Here is a 17,703-nt window from a genome sequence, read left to right on the forward strand (position 1 = left end):
CCCCTCTGCCTCTTCTACCCCCACCCCCAATCCCTAATCCTATGGTTCAAAGTCGCTCTAGTCCGGCTGTAAGCATTCAATTAACACCAATGCAAATACCCGAAGCTTTACCTGTGGCGGGTTTAGGATTTGCAAACGCGGATATGGATGTAGGTGGACGTACTTTACTCTTGCATCCTGGACATCCCAGCGAGATGATTGTGCAAGTGCAAAACTTAGAACAACGTCCTTTGCGGGTAAGCTTAAGCGTTGAAGGAAACTTTCCATCCCAATGGTGTCAAATTGGCACAGAAGGTAGTGAAATACCGCCTCGCGGACAAATGGATGCTGTTCTCTACTTCTCAATTCCCGACACATTTTTTGAAGACCAAGAAGCAATTTCTCCAGGAAAAAAAGACAAATTAACTCTCAATTTTCGCAGCCTAATTACTTTACATATAGACCGAGGCACGGATAACGAACAAATCGAGAGAAGCGAGTATTTCGATTTATATATCCGTCCCTACACCGCCTACATGGAATTCTTGCCAATTTTGTATCGAGAAGTCGATTTTATTGGTCGCTTCATGAAAATATTTGAGCAAGCTTTTCAACCAATCGTTGATAGTTACAACGTCATGTGGGCAAACCTCGATCCTTTGACAGCACCGCAAGCATTACTACCCTTTATGGCTCATTGGGTTGCTTGGCAAGTAGATTCTATTTGGGATCTCCAGCAACAACGGCGTTTAATTCGTCGGGCTGTAGAACTATATCGCTGGCGGGGAACTCGTAAAGGATTACGTCTTTATTTACATCTTTATACTGGTTTACCACTAGACGAACATTTACCTGATGAAGCTGATAAACATATTAGTATTACAGAACCTTTCGGCCCCAGTTTTATCATAGGAGATGCCCAATTAGGAAATGCAGTTTTAGCAGGTGGACAACCATATCATTTTATAGTTCGTTTGCGTTCAAATATTTCTAGTGGCATCATTAACGAGCAACTTATCCAAAGAATTATAGAACAAGAAAAACCTGCTTTTTGCACATACGAATTATCTATTGAAAATCCTTCTAATTAAATAAATAATTTTAAATTAAATTGTAGGGTGTGTTGTTGCTTTAGCGTAACGCACCATCGATAATTAAAGGTGCGTTAGCCTTTGGCATAACACACCTTACATCTTGAATAGGTAGTATTGTTTAAAACTCCTAAAATAGACTTTTAATCCAAAATCCAAAATCTAAAATCGCTATGTCCCATCCTTTCCCACCCCCACCAATCAAATCCTTGGAACGCCTGCAAGCCGCAGACGGGTTACTAATCAATGCAGAACGCTGGCGCACAGCCCATGATTATCATCGGAATCGGCAAAATGCTCAATATCAAAGTTTAAACCAACCAGGAATTGTTTGCGGTTTAGGCGTGCGAGATGTGACAGCCCCTAGCCTTGTAGAAGCTAGATATCGAGATGGACGTTGGGTGCAAATTCAACCTGGTATTGCAATTGATTTAGCAGGTAATCTAATTGTTGTACCGACTTCTTATGATTTTCCTATTGATATAGAAGTAGTAAGTTCTGAACCACTCATGATCTACTTAGTAGTTAGCTATGTAGACCCTGATGAATTGAGGCGTGGACAGCAAAGAGATATTGTTCAAGAAACCTATCGCATTGACCAAAGAAACTCTATACCAGCCAGTTCAGAAATAGAAATATGCCGCATACTTCTGCAACCAGGAAATACTGAAATTACCCAACCTGCGGATGCTTTCTTTCCTGGATATAACAATATTGATTTGCGTTATCGTCGTCAGGCACAAATGCGTCCTCAAGCACTTGTTTGTATGGCACAGGCAACTCATAGCGATCCTGATTGTGCGCGTAATTTTTTCAGCCTTTCGTATTTGTTACAAGCAGTAGAACCCCTGTATCCCAGTTTACGAGGGTCTGATGAACCAGGTCAGGTTTCTTTAGGAGAAAATATTCAAGATTATGACCTACTTTATCTAACAGGTGGACAGGCAATTTCTTTAAATAGTCTCGAATTTGAATCCCTCAAAAATTATTTAAATTTAGGTGGTGTGCTTCTCGTCGATGCACCAACAAATGCTAATGCTTTAATTGAGAGTACTCAAGCATTAGCACAACAGTTAGAAAGTCCTTTAAGACCTTTAGAAGAATTGCAACGGAGTCATCCTTTAAGGACAAAACCTTTTTTGTTTGCTGCCTTGCCAATGGTTAATCAACAGCAAATTAAATTGTTAATTGGTGGCGGAATTATTTTAGTAATTGGTGATTTAGCAACAGCTTGGGGACTGGATAGAGATTTGAATTTACCCAGATTGACTATTCGTACAGCCCAGGAACTTGGAATTAATATTCTTCACTATGCTTGGAAGCGGCGACAGTTGATAGGTTTGCAACAAGAAGATAATTCAGGACAGTGGTGAAAGTCAAGTTAGTCGGGTAGGCATTGCTGCAAATAATATACAGCAGATTGCAGGTAAGTTAGGTACAAAATGCAGGACTCACGCATCAGATATAAAGAGTTTCTATCTCCTGCCTCCTGCCTCCAAACCCGTAGCTTTGTACTTCATGCAAAGAAATACTGCTGTATATTGCACCTACGACATCTTTATTAAACCAACCGCGTACTAAGCTAATCGGCATTTAAGTTGCATAATCAGGGCGGGCAAGATGCCCACCCCACAAGATATTGAGCAAATTTGAATATGCAAATTAGATGTGTTTTAGCTTAGGAGTTCTTTTATAGATTGACATAATTTACAGTCTGCAATGTTTGACAGGCTGTAAATTCAACGAGAAATTTATGCTTCCAGGATTTTAGAGATTTTTTAACTTGCAGTTGTATACAAATGTTCTCAAGTAAGTTATTATTCTCATGATGATTTGATAGTAATTATAACTAATAAGGTTATCCATGCTTTTTCCCTTCTTGATCATGTTCCGAGAGGGCGTTGAAGCTGCACTTGTCGTGGGCATCATTGCCAGTTATCTCAAGCAAACTGGGCGTACCCATTTGATGAAGTCAGTGTGGGTTGGCATTGCACTAGCGACTTTTTTTTGTCTAGTAGCTGCAATTATTTTGCAAATAACTAGCCAGGATTTTCCACAACAAGAACAAGAATTATTTGCAGCAGTAATTTCCATCGTCGCAGTTGGGGTTCTCACCTGGATGGTTTTTTGGATGCGCCGTGCTGCTCGTTCTATGAAAGGCGAGTTACAGTCTCAAATTGAAACAGCCATTCAGTCAGGGGATAAATGGGGTACAGCATTGGTGGGGATGGCATTTTTTGCTGTGCTGCGAGAAGGTTTGGAAACAGTAGTGTTTCTACTGGCAACATTCCAGCAAAATTTGGGAATTCAAGCTCCAATGGGAGCATTATTTGGATATGCAGCAGCAGTAGCCGTCGGTATAGGTATTTACCAAGGTGGTATTCGCATCAATCTGCGGCGATTTTTTAAATGGACAGGAGCCTTTATTATCCTGGTTGCTGCTGGACTCTTAGCAAGTGGGGTGAGAGCTTTCCATGAAGCTGGGGTGTGGAATTTACTGCAAACAGTGGTATTCGATGCTAGTGGAGTAATTCCTAATAATGGGTTTATAGGTTCACTTTTGGCGGGATTTTTTGGGTATAACGATGCCCCGACTGTGAGCGAGGCGATCGCCTATTGTGCTTATCTAATTCCTACCATGTTGCTGTTCTTCTTGGGGGATAACGCTGGACAGAAGCCTACAGCAAGGCATTCGTAATTCGTAATTCGTAATTACGATTGCATAAGGGTTTTAGATATTTGATCGGGGTAGTTCATTTTGGCTGTGCTGTAGTAGTTAGTTCAATAATTTTTAGGATAAATACAACAATGAAAAATTTTTTAAAGCACTCAACAATTATCTGTCTGATTGCCTTGACAGTAGCTGCATGTGAATCGAATAAATCAAGCGATACTTTGGGGAGTAATTCTCCAGAAGCTAAAGTAGCTAGCGATACTTCTACTAACAATTCTGCCGAAACTGCTTTGACTGTGACAGATAAAGGTTGCGAACCCAATCAGCTAACGGTATCATCTGGGCAAAACAGCTTTGTGCTTACCAATAAAAGCAGCCAACCTTTAGAGTGGGAGATTTTGTCTGGGGTGAAAGTCATTGAGGAACGGGAGAATATTGCTCCTGGCTTCGTTCAAAAACTCAAAACCAATCTAGAACCAGGTGAATATGATATGGCTTGCGGTTTACGCAGCAATCCCAAAGGGAAAATCACTGTCAAAGCAGGAGTTGGAGACTCTCAAGCTAAAGGAACTGTAGATCGAGGTAAATTAGTCGGTGCGATCGCAGAGTATAAAGTCTACGTCACCAAAGAAGTTGACCAACTGGTGGCAGACAACAAGACCTTCACCGATGCCGTGATTGCTGGCGACCTTCCTAAAGCCCAGAAACTCTATGCCTCTACCCATGTTCACTGGGAACGCGCAGAACCAATAGCTGAATTGTTCTCCGACCTCGATAAAACGATGGATTCCCGTGCTGATGACTTTGCAAAAAAAGAGGCCGACCCGCAATTCACTGGATACCATCGTCTAGAGAAAGCTTTATTCCAAGACAAAACTACAAAAGGGATGAAACCTTTTGCCGAAAAGCTACAGAAAGATGGACTGGAACTACAAAAGCGTATTGCTACCTTGACCATTGAACCGAAAAATATGGTTGGTGGTGCTGCTGGCTTGATTGAAGAAGTGGCTGCTACCAAAATTTCTGGGGAAGAAGACCGTTACAGCCATACTGACCTATGGGACTTCAGCGCTAATGTAGACGGTTCCCAAAAGATTGTGGAGTTATTGCGTCCCGTCATCCAAAAAGCCAACCCAGATTTACTAGCGCGTGTGGATGCTAACTTTACCAAAGTTAATCAAGGACTTGCTAAGTATAAAACCCCTGATGGTGGTTTTGCTACCTACGATAAGGTGAGTGACGCAGACAAGAAAGATATGAAAACAGCGATCGCTGCTCTTTCGGAAGATTTGTCTCAACTGCGCGGCACTTTAGGCGTTAATTAAATTTTTGCATAATTTCCAGAAAAGTAAAGTATGTCTAGTTCCAAACAACCAAGTTTACGCATTACTCCCCGGATCAGCCGTCGTGATTTGCTGATTGGCATGGCAGCAGCCGGTGGAGTAGCAGCTTTGACCAGTTTGGGTTATCGCAGTCTTTCGGAAACTACCGAAGACCCATCTGAAGAAACTGTGCCATTTTTTGGGATTCACCAAGCAGGTATTATTACCCCTGTCCCAGCTTCTGCCCTGATGGTGGCATTTGACACAACAGCTAAAACCAAAGCGGATTTGGTGCGATTGTTTCAAACCTTGAGCGATCGCATTCAGTTTCTCATGGCAGGGGGAACACCCAAGCTACGCGACCCCAAATTTCCACCCAATGATTCGGGAATTCTTGGGTCTGTAGTGGTTCCCGATAATCTCACCATCACCCTAGCAGTGGGTGAGTCGCTTTTCAATAACCGTTTTGGACTTGGCAACTTGAAACCCAAGCGGTTAAACACCATGCCAGGTTTTTCCAATGACCAACTCGATCCCGATTTGTGTCATGGGGATATACTGCTACAATTTTGTGCCAACACAGAAGAAGCGAATATCCACGCTTTGCGGGATATTATTAAGAATCTGCCTGACTTGCTAACTCTGCGTTGGCAAATAGAGGGATTTCTACCACCCAATACTCATAAAAAGCTTGGCAAAACCACAGTGCGAAATCTACTTGGTTTTAAAGATGGCACAGCAAATTTAGATGCTAGCGATGATAAATTGATGAACCGGATTGTTTGGGTAAAGCCAAACAACGGCGAACCAGCTTGGACAGCAGGGGGAAGCTATCAAGTGGTGCGGGTAATTCGTAACTTAGTCGAACGCTGGGATCGGACACCACTACAGGAGCAACAGACGATTATTGGACGCAGTAAGGACTCTGGCGCACCCTTGGGAATGAAGCACGAGAAAGATATTCCCAATTATGCCCAAGATCCCAAAGGTCAACAAATCCCTTTAGATGCTCATATCCGCCTTGCTAATCCCCGCAAATCAGAATTGGGTTTGATTCTGCGGCGTGGTTTCAACTATTCACGCGGCTTTGACAAAGCTGGACATTTAGATATGGGTTTGTTGTTTGTCTGTTTTCAGGCTGATTTGGAAAAGGGCTTTGTGACTGTACAAAATCGCTTAAGTGGGGAACCTTTGGAGGAGTATATTCGCCCTATTGGTGGTGGATATTTCTTCGCTTTACCTGGTGTCAAGGGTGAAGGAGGTTATCTCGGTCAGTCATTACTAGAAGCATCAACGGTGTAGTAAGTAGGTGGGTGGGAAAATTTATATAGCGGTTCTCATTTATGTGAGGTACACACGTAGGGGCAATTCATGAATTGCCCCTACGACGGATCTGGTTTTTGCAATCATCTATACTTGGTCTTTCCTGTCAATGCGTAAGTCCTAGTTACCTGCTTTGACTTTGGAACTGATACCCACCCGCCTCGACTCTAAGCTTACCTTCCTTCCATCCTAAATAAATTGGGATTTGATTACCATCAGCATTTTGGTAAACAGCAAAATGCTTTTGCCAGTCGTGGTAGTATCCATTGCGCCAAACTTTTGGTAAACCCAAACCCTGATATTGAAGTTTTACCTGACCAAAAACCCCTTGATACTCAACTACTCCACTATTAACCTGCTTGAGGTTTAAGAGTGACTTATTTACTATAGACTGCTGGAACTGCCTCAAACTGCCGTAGGTTTCCTGTTCACCGACTTCTAGGGCAAATCCAGTTACTGTTTTTCCAGTCCCCACCGCAGTCAGAATTTGGTCATCGGGATATCTGGAGTGGATTTTCTGCGTTGCTGTTGAGTTAATTCCCTCTAGGAGCAAATTAATTGGTGTCAACGCCAACCATGTCTTTTCGTACAAGATAAAAGTTACACCATTGTGGGTTTCCAACTTGGCAGACTTGGGCAAGAAAAATTGAAACGGCGTTTTTGGTTTATCGTTGAGCCAGATAACTAAATTGCGGTACTGAGCAATGTTATCACCACCAATAGAAGAAGTAGATATTGTAGTAGGGTCTGTTCCTGTTGAGCCAATAAAGTAATCAACCCCGCGTTTTTGATTAAATGCCATCAACTTAAAGCCATTCCAGTCACCACCGGAACCTTGAGCTAATGTGCCAAGCTGAAAGGAATTACCAAAATAGAGGGTTTCGTGAAACTGAGGTGCTTTGTCTGCACCGGGTTTCCAGTTTTCGTAAGTTGGTTTAGAATTTAGCAGTTCCAGAGGTTTTTTGAATTCCTTACGCGCCAAAGCCACAACAGCTAAAGGGGGACGGTAGCTGCTAGTAATTAGGTGGACTTCATCGGAGTCAGGCTTGGGATCTGCCAAGGGTGAATCACCAAAGTACAACCCTAATTCATGGGTAGCAAGGGAACACCAAACACAATTCCCCTGACTATAATCGCGCTTACTTGGCCCACCAAATCCACCCCGCCAATACTTCAGCGCCCCGGAAGTAAAAAACCAATCCAGTGCAGATTTAGCAAGTGACTTGACTTCTTGATCTTGAGCAAAGTCATAAAGATTTACATAAGTCGTAACAGCGTGTCCCAAGTAGTTTTCCGAATCCCATTCTCCTTGTCCAATTTGGTAGAGAGTGCGAACATTGCGGCGGATGCGTTCTTTATATATTTTGCGTGTCTCTTCGTTCCCAGTTTCTTCAGCAAACAAATAGACAGCGACTTCCCGCATTGCTCTTAAATTATCAGTATTGCGGCAGTCTACCCAAGTATTGCAGTTATCGGTTGACTGTTCCCAAAATTTGCGAGGTTGGGGAAAGGTACGTGTGAGCGGGTCTTTTTCAGTCAAAATCCCCATCGCTTCCTTCATTCGCTGGCGATAGTTTGGGTCAAGATATTTGCCAAAATAGAAGTATTTGCGGACTTGACCTTTGAGGGTAAAACCAGAGTAAAAGTCAATTCCCAAGGTGTGAGCATTTCTCTCGGCATCTGCGTCTTCTGATTGCAGAAATGCGATCGCTTTTTCTCGATTACCTGCAAGAAAGTCCATCATCGCTCTGGGGTAGGATCTCTTCTCGTTCTCGAAGGCTGTATTCCCATAGTTTTTACCTGCAAGTTGAGTAATTGCTTCTTGGGAACGCTGCTGAAACTCTGCTGACATTTTTGGTGTCCATTGTGACTCTGGCTGAGACTGGGTGTTGCCTAGCAGAAACAATAAGCAGATGATTACAACCTGATTAAGATGCAGTTTTTTCAAGACAATGAGAGACTCCAAAGAAACTGAGTGACCACCAAGCCAGATGAGTATATTGGGCACACTCGAACCAGGTGAAAGTAAAAGCGAGATAGGCGATCGCGATCGCCTCAATGCCCTGGCAAGGTGATTTGATAACCTGCCATAAACATAATATTAACAGCCCCAGATAAGATGCCATCCCTAGAAAACCTACGGATAAAGTTGTATCTAAAATTAAATTGTGTGCTTTTGTTGTAGGTAGTTGTGCCGTCTGAATCTGCCCGTTTTTATCTTGGTAATCGAAACTAAAATCACCCAAACGAATAACCTTAGCTATTGTTCTCCCGTAGCGCATATATGGATAAACTGCGCCGAAACCATTCATCCCCCATCCGAGTAAGGGACGCTGACTAGTTCCACGGTTGGCCATTTCCCATAGATAAACTCGGTCTGATGTAATTTGTCTGATCAAAGGTGCATTATTGATCTGCCTAGTACTGGTAGCGATGCCAATTATGAGCAGACACACAAGGGTTGCTGGGACTAACAGTTTGTAATACTGGTGTCCTAATAGATAAATAGTCGCTACCAGTAAGGCTAATATTCCCGCCCTGGTTTGAGTGAGCAGCAAAGCTGGGATAATTAAGATGCCAGCGATCGCGGCATAATTGGTACTTATCCACCGCCATTGCCAACCGACAAGTGTCATAATTGCCACTGCTGCTAATACAAATGAAGCATGACCGCGATGGGAATACAAGCCGATTGGTTGCTGATTTTGAAAAATGGTACTCCGCAGAATGTTGGACTGGATCAATTGTCCTGTTGTGGCTGTATAATCAATGCGCCAGTCAATGGCTTGGGGGAAGATGCTGAGGGCAACAATTACCCCACCAATGACTAAACCTTGTAGTTGAGAACGGGCTATTTCTGGGTGTAGTCTGAGTAATAAGTTATTGCTAAGAGTGAAGATGGCGATGAGCAGCCAGTAAAGCAAGCCGTCGCCCATCTGTTCTTGACCAAATAGCGATCGCCAGGGGAAAGGACTAGCGAGAGTTGCAATCAATCCAATTCCCAAAAATATTTCCCAGAGTAGTCTGTTAATTTTCCAACTTTGGGGGAGTTTCAGGTGTTCCCTGTCTTCCCAGAGGATTAAAAAGTTGAGTATGCAAATAAGGCTAATGGCAAATACTTTTGGTTGAGTCCAGATTTCCCCGCGCATTGCACCGATTGGATTGATGAGAATGATGCTAAGGGAAAATAGCAGGGTGTAGAGATGGTTCACGGTTATTTTTCAAGGCGAATTTTCATCGCCTTCATTATGCCCCATGCGCCAAGTGCTAATAGTCCTAGTGCAGATGTGGATTCGGGTACGGAGACAGGAGATTCAGAATTATCTTCTTCCTGGTTTTCGTCAAGAATCGGTTCTTCGTCAGAAGTCCAATCCCAATTCTCAAATTCAGGCACTGATGGGTCTTGTTCTTCAATCCAGTCTGGGTCATTGATATCAAAATCAAAGTCTTCAGTCCAGTTGGTTTCATCAATGTTGGAATAAGAAATTTCCTGATTTATATTTTCGATACTGTCGTTATCAAATATGCCGTCAGTTTGTGTTCTATTACAGCCACCGCCACCACTACCAGGGTTACAAACTAGATCAGTAATTTTAGGAATGGGAATAGGTATTGGCTCAAATTTAGGTATTTCAGGTATGCGTATAGGTATAGGTATGGGTAAGGGATTTTTACGACGATATACTTTGTTTATCCAACCCCATCTGATTCCGTTGTAAATTGTTACTTCTCTTTCTGCTGTTTCCTCAACTAAGTAAAGTTCAGCAAACCAGGTGTGAGGGTTTTTGGCATCAGGTCTATAAGGTCTGTCATAGAAGGAAAATTCGGTTCCACCGGGATAATATGGGTTAACGTTCTGAAATGGGCGAATATCTATTCCGTCGTAAGGAACACCGTGTAAACCTTCACTGGAAGTGCTTTGGTGTTCATCAAATGAAGCATGGTTGTTAACTATATGTTGAATCCAATGGATTTTTCCTTGTCCTGGTTCTGGGTCTGTTTTCTTGGGATTATACTTTATATCAATATAAGCTCCTACTCCACCTCGGATTGTGTCGTTCGGTCTTTGTTTAGCACAATTAGTTTGAGACCCGCAGCCATAGTAATCAGAAATTTCAAAATTACCATATAAGTTTTTCTTGGAAGATATGAAATCCCAACCTCGCCACCTAACATCATTCTTGAGCATATTGAGGAAAGCTCTTGTCCCACCTAACTGAATAGGGGCAACGTATCTAGGTGACAAAAAAGTTGTACCTCTGGTATTAGCATCTATAACGTATGGCACTGTAGGATTGTAATAATTGATGGCACCATTTCCAGACTTAAGAGTAAAGCCCATAGCGGACTGATTTGTCAGTGCTACTAGTAAGTTTGTTGCTAAAAAAGCTAGAAAATATTGTTGTTTAATCATTTTTGTTATTCTTGTAGTTACTTAGTTTGAAATACTTATCAGTTTTTGTGATGAAATGAGGTAAAAAGGTCAACTTTCATTTCATTACTGACTTCAATTTATGACTCTACTAAGCGAATCTCCACAAGTGGAGTTAGTACCTCTCCAGTCCAGAGATTTTGTAATATTGTTTGTAATACTGTTGGTTCAATCCAGTGATAATATTCCTCCATACCTTCACGAGATTGACGATACTTGAAGCGAAATTGATATAAACCTGGATACAGTGGGCAAAAACTATAAATGTCTTGATATGGAAAAGGGATGTTCAAAGTTAACTTTCGGTCACGTTTTTTCTTACGGTTCTGTATCCAAAAAAGAAAAGCATCACGAGAAAAAGTTACTGTTTCCCCTGGTACTACCAGCACATAATCAGATTCAATTGGTGGGTTAAGCCGCTCGCAGCTGATACCTGTCTGCATTACTTGACCATCTGGTGCTATCAGTTCTGGAAACAACGAGTAAAAATTTGATGAAAAGTAAAAAAAACTTTGCGTATTATTAGTAATACGAATACCAAGCTCTACAGGAGTATAGACACCGCGCTTGGCTTCTGGGATGGTTAATACCCTCTGTGATACCACAGTTTCAAACCCGACATTATCCACTTCAACGGCATTAATTTCATTCGATTCAAAAGATGTCATTTTGGCTACCCTCTCTATTTCCAGATTTTCATCCGCCGTCAAATTTATTGGCGTATGGCTTAATGCCATTGTCCTGAAAAAGAATGATGATTTGTTGCAAAATACAGATTTTTCTGAAAAATTTTGCCCTTTGCTTCATCTCACCAAGGCAACAACATTAATATTCTCTTAAATGCAGGGCAATCACTTTCTCTAAAAGCTTTATAGGAATGTTCTTTGTTTGAGGATTCACAAATAGATAGTAGATGCATAAATTCTATTTTTCTAGGTTGCAAAACTATTCATTGCTGTACTTGATGCTACAGCTAATTAGAAAGCATTAAGATAAATGTACGGTCGTTTGGAGTATGTGATAACCCAATATTTACTGAACTATTAAAACAGCATCTACTGAATCACTAAACCAAACTTTATGAAGTTTATCTAAAGTAAATAGGTCGATTGCCGCTAACTTAGTAGCCACCTGTTTGCACTACGTTTACTTCATCAAAACCCAATATTTACTAGATTGTTAAAACAAGTATCTACTAAATTAATACATAAAGTTTTATCCGAAATTCATGAACTGCTGATGAAGTAAATGCACTCCAAAAAATGCCAGGGGTATGACATCTAAAAACCTATAGGCTTTTACCTGAAATTGACACCAATGGGCAATGCTGTACTCTTACAAAAAATCTATATGTAAGTAACTAAGCAAAATTAATTACACAATCTTATTGTCAAATTTGCTCCCCGCGACGGTGGTTAGCAGCTTGCAATAACAGAGATTCGGCAAAAGCGATCGCATCACTTGCAGATTTACCACCAGCTAACTGTGCTAATTCTTCCCGACGAGTAGTTAAATTGTCCAAGGTAGTAACTCGCACAACAGTACGCTGTTCAGCATTTTCATTGTTAGCTTTTTTACCTTTGCCTTGATTAATAGTTTGCTTATCCACCCGGAAATGGCGATCGGCCATTGCTGCAACTAAAGGCTGGTGGGTAACACACAATACTTGGTTGCGTTGACTTAGCTGGTGTAATTTTTCTGCGATCGCTTGGGCGACTCTTCCCGAAACCCCGACATCAATTTCATCAAATACCATTGTCCCAGCCACATCAACCTGAGAAAAACAAGCTTTCAGCGCCAGTAAAAAGCGGCTCATTTCCCCACCAGAAGCAACTTCTGTTAAAGGTTGCAGTGGTTCTCCAGGGTTGGAACTAAATGTAAAAGTAATTTTATCTGCTCCCATAGCAGTGGGGAAAGCAGGCACTATCTCAACCAGAAACTTCACCTTTTCCATCGCTAGGGGCTTGAGTTCAGCTATCAAACGAGATTCTAAATTAGCAGCCGCCTTACTCCGCAGTTGAGTTAACTGATTACTTGCTTGGGTGAGTTTTTCAAAACACGCCTTTTCTTGCTGTTCTAGCTTTTCAATCGATTGTTCGCTATCGTTAAGTAAGGCTAATTCCCCTTGGATACGCTGGTAATAAGCGATCGCTTCTGTAAGTGTCGGCCCATACTTGCGGCAAATTTGCTTTAATTCCTGAGTCCGTTCTTCCACCTCTTCCAATCGCTGCGGATCGGCTTCCAAACCATCTCCATAAGCATTTATCTGTCTTCCCACTTCCGTTACCGCAGCTTGCGCGTCCCTAACCAATTCCAACAGGTGTTGTAGTTGACTATCGTACTCCACCATGTCATTTAATGTTGCTTCACTGTCTCCCAGTAAATCTGCTGCGGCTGGCGTTTCACGATCGTTTTGATACAAAGCCTGATAGACCTTGTAACTCATCTGTTGCAAATCGACGACATGATTCAGGCGTTCCCGTTCTTGTCCCAACTGTTCCAATTCATTAGCTTCGCACAGATTAGCTGCTCCCAATTCCTGCACTTGATAAGTGAGCAAGTCGAGTTGTTGCAACCGTTCGCGTTCCGATGTCCGGCGTTTTTCTAATGCTAAATGCGCCTGTTGGTAAGTACTAAAATTCGTAGCGACTTTATGGCGCTGCTGCATTAGAGAGTCGCCACCATATAAATCCAGCCAGTCGCGGACTTGGGCAGATTGTCCTACTTGTACAGTTTGACCTTGGGCCGTGATTTCCACCAAGCGATCGCGCATTCCTCCCATAATCTGCCGATTTACCAACACACCATTTACCCGCGATCGACTGCGGATATTACTAGCAGTAGCTGTGATTTCTCGGCTAATGACTACGGAATTTTCATCAAGCAAATCTATTTCTTGTTCGGTCAACCAAGCGGCTAAGGGGGCATTTGAGGTGAAAGTCGCTTCTACCATTGCGCGACTCGTCCCTGTGCGAATCACTCGACTAGAGACTTTACCGCCTAAAGCGGCATCAATGGCATCCAAAATAATCGATTTTCCAGCGCCGGTTTCACCTGTAAGCACATTTAGTCCAGCGCCAAATTCCAATTCCAGTTGGTCGATTAGGGCAAAGTTTTCAATTCGCAGGCAAAGCAACATCAAGCCAAATTCTCCACGAGGGCAGATGCCGGATACTTCTAATTTACAGGACAATAAGTACAATCTTTCAGCAACCAGCAATACCTACTACTATTTAATTATTATGCCCGTTTAAGTGTAGCAAACCTCTGGGGACTGGGTACTGGAAAAAATTAGTTGAACCCCAATCCCCGATTCCCAATTCCCAATCCCTCAACATATTGTTACAATACTTAATGCGATCGTTCTGACTGGTGGCCTTTTTCATGATTCTTAAGACACTTCCCCCTAGTTCCCAACCGATTCAGGAGGACAGTCGCAACGGCACAAATAGCCGAGGCGAACTGGACGTTATAGATATAATGCCAGAAAATATTACACCAAGCTTAGTTGTGCGTAGGCGTAGCCCGTCGCAGACATCGGCAAGACTCTTAGCTGCCCAAAAGGTGAGGACATCTGCCCAACCAGAGATGCTTTACGATCCTGTGGGCATAGCGGCGCATTACCAAAACAGACCCTTGGAAGTTTTACGGCGGATTTTTGCCGTGTTGGGGCCAACTTTATCCTTTGTTTTTGGGTTGTGGTCGGATAGTAAACGGGGAATTGTCGTCAAAAATGACCGCCGCCGAGCCACTCAGCTACGAGAATTGCTGACCAAACTGGGGCCTGCTTACATCAAAATTGGCCAAGCTTTATCCACTAGACCGGATCTAGTTCCTACCGTATACCTAGAAGAATTAACCAAGCTACAAGACCAATTACCACCTTTTCCCAACGAACTTGCTTACCAGTTTATCCAGGAAGAACTAGGTGCACCTCCAGAAGAGGTTTACGCCGAACTCTCCGCCCAGCCAATTGCTGCGGCTTCCTTGGGACAAGTCTATAAAGGTAAGCTAAAAACAGGTGAAGAAGTCGCTGTAAAAGTCCAACGTCCTGACTTAAGAGAGCGGATCGCTATTGACTTGTATATCTTGCGTAAACTCGCCGCTTGGGTGCAGAAAAAGGTCAAACGGGTAAGAAGTGACTTAGTTGGGATTCTTGATGAATTAGGCGATCGCATCTTTGAAGAGATGGACTACATCCATGAAGGTGAAAATGCTGAAAGATTTTTCGAGTTATACGGTCACATAAAAGATATCTACGTACCAAAAATTTACTGGGAATATACCAATCGTCGTGTATTGACGATGGAATGGATTAACGGTATTAAATTAACCCAGACAGAAGAAATTAGCGCCCAAGGCATAGATGCTCGTTATCTAATTGAAGTGGGTGTCCAGTGTTCCCTGCGCCAACTGCTAGAACATGGATTTTTCCACGCCGATCCCCACCCTGGTAATTTATTAGCAACGCCAGACGGTAAATTGGCTTATCTTGACTTTGGGATGATGAGCGAGATTAAGCCACCACAGCGTTATGGTTTAATTGAAGCGATCGTCCACGTCGTCAACCGTGACTTTGAAGGTTTAGCAAAAGACTACGTTAAATTAGATTTCCTATCACCAGAAACCGATTTAACACCAATTATCCCAGCTTTTGCCAGAGTCTTTGCTGATGCTCAAGGAGCCAGTGTTGCCGACCTGAACATTAAAAGCATCACCGATGAACTATCGGCTTTGATGTATGAGTATCCTTTCCGCGTACCGCCCTACTACGCCTTAATTATTCGCTCCCTTGTTACCCTCGAAGGGATTGCAATATTTATAGATCCCAACTTTAAAGTCCTCAGCGAAGCTTATCCCTACGTTTCCAAACGCCTGTTAACAGACACAGCACCGCAATTAAGAGCATCATTGCAAGATTTGCTATTTAAAGATGGTAGATTTCGTTGGAATCGCTTAGAAAACTTGTTACGTAATGCGCGTAATAGTCAAGACTACGACTTTAACTTAGTGCTGAACCAAGGCATAGAATTTCTATCATCTGAACGCGGTGCTTTCATTCGTGACAAGCTAGTAGATGAATCTATTAATGGACTCGATGCTTTAGGTAAAAATGTTTTGCATAACTTTACCTCCCTCTTGCGGGAACGGGTAGGATTGACAGCAGTTAATGAAACTCCAGCAGCGACAGTTGAGCAACAACAAACTTTGGAACATATCAAACGTATATTAGGTATTCTCCGAGAAACACGAGGCTTTGACCCACTACAACTTGCGTCCCAAATTTCCCAGTTGTTGGTAAATTCCGATGTACAACGTTTAGGTCAACAAATTGCCAATCGCTTCACACAAAAAGCTGTAGCCAGATTGATCCGGCAATTATTGGCATCCTAGTAAGAGTTATGAGTTAAAAACTTTCTTTAACTCATAAATCATTAACATTAGCAACTATGTAACCCAACTCTTCCAGCTTTTCTAAAACCTTAGTTGCACTTTGGACAACACTTTCTTGGTTAGTCTTGCATTCAACTTCAGGATGAAGTGGTATTTCATACGGATCGTCAATACCAGTGAAGTGCTTAATCTCCCCGGATCTCAATACTTCTCGGGTTTTGGGGAAAAGGGGAAAGGGAAAAGGGAAAGAAAAAACCTTTAACCCTTACCCTTTACCCTTTTCCCCAAACCCGATTCCGAGTTAAAAATGCTTAACCGAGCAGTATTGCCCCGGATCTGGCTTTTTTATATAAGCCTTTTACGTCTCGCTGTTCGCAAACTTCTAATGATGCATTGACGTAAACTTCAATGAAACATGGAATATTTTGGCGCACTTCTTCTCGAATTTCGCGGTAAGGAGAAATGGTCGAAACCAATACAATTACATTATTTCTGGCAAGAAGATGAGCCACAAAGCCAATGCGCCGAATATTCTCTTCTCGATCTTCTTTACTGAAACCCAACCCTTTGCATAGATTCTGACGCACCGCATCGCCATCCAGGACTTCAACTCTGTAGCCCTGTATCCGCAGTTCCTTCTCCACAAATTGACAGATAGTAGTTTTCCCTGCACCACTGAGACCAGTGAACCATACTGTCACACCATACTCTTCTTGTTTCATCCTAACTCCACAGTACACTTCAAATGGCACACCCAAAAAAAGCTTTTTTGGGTAATTTCAGGTTAAATAGCAATTTTATTTATAATCCTTTTTTAGCAGAGATTTCAGACATTGCTTAGTACTTATTGTAGTATTTATTACTTTTGTTCTCACTAATTTCAAGCTTATTGATTGCACTTATATGGATCTCGGCTAAATACCTAATATAGCAGTTGGCAATGTCACATCTACTCACTTTATCAAGCCTAATCCTTCTCGGCATACCAAGAAAACGGCTGAGGCGGGCTGCAAATTATTAAAGTTTTGAATAAGTTTTATATTCAGTAAATATACAGATTTTATTTAAAGAAATAGTCTTTATTATGACAATGTAATACTAAATAAAATTTACCACTAAGAAATTATAAAAAAACTAAGTTCAAAATGTTTACAAAGATTAAATCCAGTGCAGCTTTAGCTTTATAGCGGCGTGACTTGTTGTCTGGGGGCGATTAGGTGTGTTCCTAGTACAGGCTTGTTTATTGACAATTATGACACCCTTAGTAGTCTATGAAGGCAAGTTTGCTGAGTGAGATACTTCTTAAACATCTTTTTTTCCTCTAACTCTGTGTTCTCTGTGCCTCTGTGGTTGATTCCCCTTCAAACTTCACGTGACCAATACTATTCTGTGTCATTAGTTTTTCACGATTCGTAGTGAGCGATTTATCGCTCAATTTTAAGGGCTAGAGCCACTGACTCTTTTTTTGTATTCAACTAAATCCAAATT

Annotated in this window: 11 protein-coding genes and 1 pseudogene; 6 read left to right on the forward strand and 6 right to left on the reverse strand. The window is 42.1% G+C overall.

The genetic code is table 11. The features are described from left to right. The 5 genes from CDG79_RS20235 to efeB all read left to right on the forward strand — a co-directional run. The coding region (locus CDG79_RS20235; RefSeq protein ID WP_317616594.1) for a phage tail protein at positions 1 to 1,070 on the forward strand (1,070 nt) is incomplete at its 5' end. 173 nt (positions 1,071 to 1,243) lie between these two features. After that, positions 1,244 to 2,443 carry a DUF4159 domain-containing protein gene (locus CDG79_RS20240; RefSeq protein WP_094330618.1) on the forward strand — a complete coding sequence of 400 codons (1,200 nt, stop codon included), beginning with the start codon at positions 1,244 to 1,246 and terminating at the stop codon, positions 2,441 to 2,443. A 491-nt stretch (positions 2,444 to 2,934) separates the two neighbouring features. After that, complete coding sequence (gene efeU / locus CDG79_RS20245; RefSeq protein WP_094343719.1) at positions 2,935 to 3,768, forward strand: iron uptake transporter permease EfeU; 834 nt, start codon at positions 2,935 to 2,937, stop codon at positions 3,766 to 3,768. Positions 3,769 to 3,878: 110 nt separating this feature from the next. Further along, positions 3,879 to 5,069 (forward strand): iron uptake system protein EfeO, encoded by a 1,191-nt coding sequence (gene efeO, locus CDG79_RS20250; protein ID WP_094343720.1) that lies wholly within the window; start codon positions 3,879 to 3,881, stop codon positions 5,067 to 5,069. A 30-nt stretch (positions 5,070 to 5,099) separates the two neighbouring features. Then, positions 5,100 to 6,368 (forward strand): iron uptake transporter deferrochelatase/peroxidase subunit, encoded by a 1,269-nt coding sequence (gene efeB / locus CDG79_RS20255; protein ID WP_094343721.1) that lies wholly within the window; start codon positions 5,100 to 5,102, stop codon positions 6,366 to 6,368. 145 nt (positions 6,369 to 6,513) lie between these two features. Here the strand turns inward: efeB and CDG79_RS20260 are convergent, their stop codons facing one another. From CDG79_RS20260 to recN, 5 genes are all read right to left on the reverse strand, one after another. Beyond that, a complete protein-coding gene (locus CDG79_RS20260) occupies positions 6,514 to 8,241 on the reverse strand; it encodes a hypothetical protein (protein WP_094343741.1) in 1,728 nt (575 codons plus the stop codon). A 76-nt stretch (positions 8,242 to 8,317) separates the two neighbouring features. After that, positions 8,318 to 9,601, reverse strand: a complete 1,284-nt coding sequence (locus tag CDG79_RS20265; RefSeq protein WP_223278225.1) for an O-antigen ligase family protein — start codon at positions 9,599 to 9,601, stop codon at positions 8,318 to 8,320. A gap of 2 nt (positions 9,602 to 9,603) precedes the next feature. After that, positions 9,604 to 10,803, reverse strand: a complete 1,200-nt coding sequence (locus tag CDG79_RS43860) for a hypothetical protein (RefSeq protein WP_094343722.1) — start codon at positions 10,801 to 10,803, stop codon at positions 9,604 to 9,606. Positions 10,804 to 10,901: 98 nt separating this feature from the next. Next, entirely contained in the window at positions 10,902 to 11,558 is a 657-nt protein-coding gene (locus tag CDG79_RS20275; RefSeq protein ID WP_223278226.1) for a hypothetical protein, read from the reverse strand. Positions 11,559 to 12,211: 653 nt separating this feature from the next. After that, entirely contained in the window at positions 12,212 to 13,960 is a 1,749-nt protein-coding gene (gene recN / locus CDG79_RS20280) for a DNA repair protein RecN (RefSeq protein WP_094343723.1), read from the reverse strand. 245 nt (positions 13,961 to 14,205) lie between these two features. On the opposite strand from recN, the gene CDG79_RS20285 reads away from it, so the two are divergent. After that, entirely contained in the window at positions 14,206 to 16,215 is a 2,010-nt protein-coding gene (locus tag CDG79_RS20285) for an ABC1 kinase family protein (RefSeq protein WP_094343724.1), read from the forward strand. 31 nt (positions 16,216 to 16,246) lie between these two features. Here CDG79_RS20285 and cysC read toward each other — a convergent pair. After that, positions 16,247 to 16,937, reverse strand: a pseudogene (gene cysC, locus CDG79_RS45530) (adenylyl-sulfate kinase). Between the last annotated feature and the right edge of the window lie 766 nt (positions 16,938 to 17,703).

The sequence above is a fragment of the Nostoc sp. 'Peltigera membranacea cyanobiont' 232 genome, from assembly GCF_002245985.1.
Lineage (GTDB): Bacteria > Cyanobacteriota > Cyanobacteriia > Cyanobacteriales > Nostocaceae > Nostoc.

Excerpts from the sequence above, each read along its gene's own strand:
- CDG79_RS20275 (WP_223278226.1), bottom strand. The coding sequence starts at position 11,558 with ATGGCATTAAGCCATACGCCAATAAATTTGACGGCGGATGAAAATCTG.
- recN (WP_094343723.1), bottom strand. The coding sequence starts at position 13,960 with ATGTTGCTTTGCCTGCGAATTGAAAACTTTGCCCTAATCGACCAACTG.
- CDG79_RS20260 (WP_094343741.1), bottom strand. The coding sequence starts at position 8,241 with ATGTCAGCAGAGTTTCAGCAGCGTTCCCAAGAAGCAATTACTCAACTT.
- CDG79_RS20285 (WP_094343724.1), top strand. The coding sequence starts at position 14,206 with ATGATTCTTAAGACACTTCCCCCTAGTTCCCAACCGATTCAGGAGGAC.
- efeO (WP_094343720.1), top strand. The coding sequence starts at position 3,879 with ATGAAAAATTTTTTAAAGCACTCAACAATTATCTGTCTGATTGCCTTG.
- efeU (WP_094343719.1), top strand. The coding sequence starts at position 2,935 with ATGCTTTTTCCCTTCTTGATCATGTTCCGAGAGGGCGTTGAAGCTGCA.
- CDG79_RS20240 (WP_094330618.1), top strand. The coding sequence starts at position 1,244 with ATGTCCCATCCTTTCCCACCCCCACCAATCAAATCCTTGGAACGCCTG.
- efeB (WP_094343721.1), top strand. The coding sequence starts at position 5,100 with ATGTCTAGTTCCAAACAACCAAGTTTACGCATTACTCCCCGGATCAGC.
- CDG79_RS43860 (WP_094343722.1), bottom strand. The coding sequence starts at position 10,803 with ATGATTAAACAACAATATTTTCTAGCTTTTTTAGCAACAAACTTACTA.